This window comes from Vibrio sp. OPT46 (assembly GCF_015163535.1).
Lineage (GTDB): Bacteria > Pseudomonadota > Gammaproteobacteria > Enterobacterales > Vibrionaceae > Vibrio > Vibrio alginolyticus.
On record NZ_JADDYG010000803.1, the window covers coordinates 1 to 296 of the forward strand.

General features: G+C 43.6%; 1 protein-coding gene. It reads left to right on the top strand.

Annotation, left to right across the window (positions count from 1 at the left end; all coding sequences use genetic code 11):
• On the top strand, window positions 1-296 hold a 296-nt coding region (locus IQR33_RS36110; protein ID WP_193843477.1), incomplete at both ends, for a UvrD-helicase domain-containing protein.

The following is a 296-nucleotide window of genomic DNA, read 5'->3' on the forward strand; positions in this document are numbered from 1 at the left end:
GGTGGTGCAAAGTATGTTCAAAACTTCATGGGGCTATCCTTGTCCTATGGTCGTGGTCCTAAGTCTGAGTTCGAGCACCAGTCCAAAACCAACCCAAATCTGACTTTTGATGAGAAAGCCTTGTTAAGCCATTGCGTTTGTATCTGGAAGGTCTACTACAGACGAATGATTGAGCTGAATGCTATTGATTACGACCACATTCTCGTCCATGCGGTAAAAATTCTCACACATGATGTAGGTTTTAGAACCTGGTTGCAAAACCAGTTTAAAGCAGTACTTGCCGATGAGCATCAGGA